Below are 4,563 nucleotides of genomic sequence, written 5' to 3' on the forward strand. Positions count from 1 at the left end.
GTCTGGGAGTCCAGCACGACCGCGCTCGGGTCGGCTTTCCTGCGGTGGTGCTCACGGACCAGCCAGCGCAGCAGGTCGTGGATCGTCTCGGTGGTGCCGTCGTCGCGCCACTGGCCGAAGTAGTAGTACACCGCGGACGTCGGGGGCAGGTCGTGGGGCAGGTAGCGCCACTGGCAGCCGGTCCGGGCCTGGTAGAGGACCGCGTTCACGATCTCCCGCATGTCGTAGCCGCCCTCGTGCCCGCTGGCCGAGGGGTGCCGGGCCTTCCACGCGGTGAGGACCGGGCGGATCAGGTCCCACGCCTCATCGGACAGGTCACTGGGGTACGGCTTGCGTTCTGCCATGTCTTCCAGCAGAACGCGCCAGCCGGYGAACGCAAGACGATCAACTCCGCACCCCAGAGATCAACTCAAGCTGAGGCCCGGCGAAAGCGTGCAGAACGCCCACTGAGAGATGGGTTGGGCATGGTGGGGATGGGTCCGGTAGGCAAAGATCACCCGGCCCATGTGCCACGTCGCCAGGGCGTCGCTCATCTGATCCAGCGCCCAGAACTCCGGGGGCACCTCGGGCGGGCGGACCCGGGCGTCGATGACGGCGCGCTGGCAGGTGCCGCACATGGGCTGCGGGTTGTCGGCGGCCAGGCGGCGTTTGCACCGGGCGCAGTGCCGTAGGTCAGGCGTGGTCGTCATGCCTGRCCATCCCCCGTTCCGTAACCGTTTGGGCACGATCCGGACCCGACCGTAACACCCTCCGGCGCAGTGTCTATGCGTCTCGCGTATGCCCGGCACGAACCACAGGCGTGGTCCTCCACGATCCCCGGCCGGACCCTGAGGACATCTCAATCCCCGTCCCCAGGGTGCGAAAGGGGGATGCCGTGACCCTCACGGTTGCCGTCCCGGTCTTCGGACCTCCGGCCGCTGGCAAGACCACGCTGACGGCGCGGCTCAGCAAGGCCCCGGCCACCGCCGTGTTCCGCCTGCGTGAGCACGTCCCCACCACGATCTTGGCGGCCACGGCCACCAGCGCGGAACGCCTGGGCTGGATTGACGACTTCACCGTGATTGCCACCCTCCGGGCCTACCTGGAGGACTTGGTCACGGCCGGGGGCACGGGGACAGTCATCTTCGACAACTTCCCCGGCAATGCCGCCCAGGTCCGGCACTTCTTGGCGGCGCTCCGGCAGACGGCCCCCGGCTGCGCCGTCGTCGCCGTGGAGCTGACGGTGAACGTCACCACGCTGTACCGGCGGGCCTATCACCGCCGGGTCTGCCACCGCTGCGAGCGCGACCCCATCCGTGACCCCCGCCTCCCCGCCGAGGCCCGCGCCGACGACCCCCAGCGCTGCGCGCGGTGCGGCGGCATCCTCCACCCCCGCCGCGGGGACGCGCCCCGGCTCCTCCGCGCCCGGCTWCAGCGGTACCGCCAGACCGCTGACGGGATCAAGGAGGCGTTCGCGGGTGGCGGCGTCACCGTTCACGCGCTCGACAGCGGCACCACCCCCGAGGACACCGCCCAGGCCGTTACCACCCTCCTCACCGCCAGGAGCAGCCCCGCATGACCACCTTCCTTGATCTTCCCCACCTGCGCCCGAGGGACGACTATGGCCACGCCCGGATGCCGCGCCGGGCTGACGCACCTGCCCCGGAACACATTGACCGGATCGCCTACGGCCGGTTCCGGAATGTGTACCTCTACATCACCGAGGCCTGTCAACTGCGCTGTGAACACTGCTACATGGGCGAACGACTGGAGCGCGCCTTGAAGATGCCGTTGCCCCAGATCACGGAKACGCTGCGGACCTGGCGACGGATGGGCGGCAGCAAGCTGACCATCCTGGGCGGGGAGCCGACGCTTCACCCCAACTACATCGAGGCCATCCGGCTCGGGCGGCAGCTGGGGTACGAGGACGTCATCACCACCACGAACGCCCAGAAGCCCGCGGCACGGAAGTTCCGCCAGCTGGAACCGGCGGACTTCGCCTACGTCCAGGTCAGCCTCGACGGCGGGAGCGCCGCCACCCACGACCAGGTACGCGGCGAGGGCACCTTTGACGTGGCTCTGGAGACGACGGCGGAGCTGGCCGGACGCGGCTTCGACACCCGGATCATCTGCACCGTCAACCGGGCCAACCGGGGCGACGCCCTGAAGCTGTTGGACCTGGCCGACGAGATCGGCGTGTCCCTCGTGAAGTTCCACGTCTTCTCCACCATCGGCACCGGCCACGGCAACGCCGACATGGCGATGGGTCCATCAGCCTGGGTGACGTACTGCGACGTCATCAACCAGGTGGCCCCGGCCTACAAAACCCGGGTCTGGTACCAGCCCACCTACGCCCGGCGAAACCAGATGAGCCGCTATGCGGCGGAGGGATACCAGGGGTGCATCGGCCGGACGCTGGACCGCATTTCGATCTTTCCCGACGGGCGCTGCTACGTCTGTTCGTACCTGTTCGACACGGACCTCAACTTCGCCCGGATGCAGGACGGGCAGGTGGTGTTGAACCGCGAGGCCAACGAGTTCGACCTGTTCACCCAACCGCTGATGACGAGCGCGTGCGGCGGGTGCAAGGCCTCCGCCTGCCAGGGCGGTTGCCCCGCCGAGGARGTCGTCATGGGCGGCTCCTCCTGCGCCGCGGAGCCGGACATCGTGCCGGTGTGCCGGTTGTGGAAGTCGTCCGCCAAGCCCGAGGACTGAGGGAGACACCCTGATGAATGAGATCATCAAGCCCCTCCGGGGACTGGACTGGGACGACCTCGACGCCGTGGAGAGCGGCACCCGCAAGGCGCTGGCGCAGGTGGCGGAGGACCCGGAGGCGGTGAGGGAAGCCCTGCTCCGCCTGCCGACGCGGCCGGAACTGCTGGCCCTGTGCGAGCACTACGACATCCTGGACAAAATCGTGCTGTACCAGGATGACGCTGGTGTCCGGGTCCGGCTGCACGTCTTCCTCCCCGGCTACTTCGACCGGCCTCACAACCACCGCTGGAGTTACGCCAGCCTGGTGCTGCGCGGGGAGTACCGCCACCACCTCTTCGGCAATGTGGACGTGGACGACGCCCCGGCCCCGGACGCGCTGAAGGCGCTGGTGGTGCGGCCGGAACCGGTGGGCAGCAGCTACGCCCTGCATCACTCGATGGTGCGCRCCGTGGTGGCGGAGCCGTTCACGGTGTCGCTGGTGATCCGCGGCCCGGCCGTCAAAGATCGCTTCCTGGTCATGGACCGGAAGACTGGGGAGCGCTGGTGGCAGTTCGGCGCCGCCCAGGAAACGGCCGCCGAGGCCGCCCGCAAACGCCTGACGCGGGACCGCCTGGACGAGCTGACCACTTCACTCCGGGAGTGGGACCTGTTTTAGACCGCCCCGCCGCCCCATGCCTGGCCGCTGCCGGTGCCGAGGCGCGGCCGACGCCCCCGCATCCAAAGGAGGTGCCGCCCATCAGCGACTAATCACCCGCCGCCGTAGACCGACCAACCGCGTTCACCCCGAAGAGCCCGCCCCTCCAACGGCGTAGGGGCGGGCTTCTCGTTCGGTCAGCCAGCGGCCGGGGCAGCCAGACGAGCGCGGGAACTGATGAAGGCGCGCAGCTGGTCCAGGTCCGGAAGGGGTTCGTGGTGGGGACGCTCGCAGCGAAGGCTTCCGCTGGCCGCTGCCAGCTCCAGGGTTTCCCCCATCGGCCAGCCGAGACGCAGACCGTAGAGAAGGCCGCCGGAAAAGGCCGCGCCGGCGCAGTGGGTGTGCCGTACCACGATCTCGAAGGCGGGAACGGATACCCGGCTGGTGTCGCTGAGGGCGACCGCGCCGAAGGCTCCGGCCGTGACCACCACCCAGGAGGCCCGGGTCTGGCTCCGCAGGGAGGCCGCCGTCGCCAGGGCCTCCCCGTGCGCGGCGTCGTCCACGTTCGTCTGGATCACCAGCAGTTCCGGCCAATCCCGGAGCGCGGAAGCCACCTCCGGGCTGAGGCTGGAGCCGCCGAGGTTGAGCAGCAGCGGAACCCCTGCCCGGCGKGCGGCCTCGATGGCGCGGAGGCTTGCTGGTTCGATGAGCTGGTAGCAGTCCACATAGGCGAAGGATGCCGAGGCCAGCGGTGTGAGGTCCACGGCCATCAGCCCATCCAGTACCCCGGGCAGGTACGGAAACCAGGTTCGGGTGCCGTCATCGTCGGCCACGATCACAATGTGCGACGTTGACTGATCCGGCACCGGCCGGGCCGTGGAGGCCACCCGGTGCCGCTCTAACCAGGCCTGGATTTGGACCCCGCCCGGATCATCGCCGAAGTCGTTTGAGAGCACGAGCGCCGGGACCTCGAGGGCGGCCAGGACGGCGGCGGCCATAGGGCCATCCGCCGCGATGGACGGCTCCACCGTCCGGACCGCCGCGCCCTGGTTCGCCGAGGGGAAATGACCCACTGAGCCTTTCCCTGCAACGTTTGGTGACGCTCCGTGAGCGTCGCTGGGTGTGAGCGTCCCTGGGGGTGGAGACGATGAAGGCGCGGGGCTCCGGTAGGAAGTTGTTCCGACCAAAGAGCAACTCCGAAGGAACCCCACGCCTCGATGAGTTTCACATACACC

6 protein-coding genes are annotated in these 4,563 nt (G+C 69.2%); 3 read left to right on the top strand and 3 right to left on the bottom strand.

Annotation, left to right across the window (positions count from 1 at the left end; genetic code table 11):
- A partial coding sequence (locus Manayef4_RS02005; RefSeq protein WP_139139959.1) for a transposase occupies positions 1-344 on the bottom strand: 344 nt, incomplete at its 3' end.
- 60 nt (positions 345-404) lie between these two features.
- Positions 405-689 (bottom strand): hypothetical protein, encoded by a 285-nt coding sequence (locus Manayef4_RS02010; RefSeq protein ID WP_011436941.1) that lies wholly within the window; start codon positions 687-689, stop codon positions 405-407.
- Between the two features lie 185 nt (positions 690-874).
- Between Manayef4_RS02010 and Manayef4_RS02015 the strand changes: the two genes are divergently transcribed.
- Genes Manayef4_RS02015 through Manayef4_RS02025 form a run of 3 tightly spaced genes read left to right on the top strand, consistent with a single transcriptional unit; the run spans position 875 to position 3,349 of the window.
- The gene (locus Manayef4_RS02015) at positions 875-1,558 is read left to right on the top strand and encodes a hypothetical protein (protein ID WP_070130449.1); all 684 of its coding nucleotides are present in this window, start codon (positions 875-877) and stop codon (positions 1,556-1,558) included.
- Positions 1,555-2,694 (top strand): radical SAM protein, encoded by a 1,140-nt coding sequence (locus Manayef4_RS02020; RefSeq protein WP_070130447.1) that lies wholly within the window; start codon positions 1,555-1,557, stop codon positions 2,692-2,694. Before Manayef4_RS02015 ends, Manayef4_RS02020 begins: the two co-directional genes overlap by 4 nt.
- Positions 2,695-2,707: 13 nt before the next feature.
- A complete protein-coding gene (locus tag Manayef4_RS02025) occupies positions 2,708-3,349 on the top strand; it encodes a hypothetical protein (protein WP_070130448.1) in 642 nt (213 codons plus the stop codon).
- A gap of 176 nt (positions 3,350-3,525) precedes the next feature.
- Here the strand turns inward: Manayef4_RS02025 and Manayef4_RS02030 are convergent, their stop codons facing one another.
- Complete coding sequence (locus Manayef4_RS02030) at positions 3,526-4,326, bottom strand: carbohydrate kinase family protein (protein WP_035734624.1); 801 nt, start codon at positions 4,324-4,326, stop codon at positions 3,526-3,528.
- Positions 4,327-4,563 lie beyond the last annotated feature (237 nt).

The organism is Frankia sp. CgMI4, assembly GCF_001756285.1.
In the GTDB taxonomy this organism is placed as follows: Bacteria; Actinomycetota; Actinomycetes; order Frankiales; family Frankiaceae; genus Frankia; species Frankia casuarinae.

Bases quoted from the DNA above. Each gene is read 5' to 3' on its own strand.
- Manayef4_RS02010 (WP_011436941.1), bottom strand. From the start codon at position 689: ATGACGACCACGCCTGACCTACGGCACTGCGCCCGGTGCAAACGCCGC.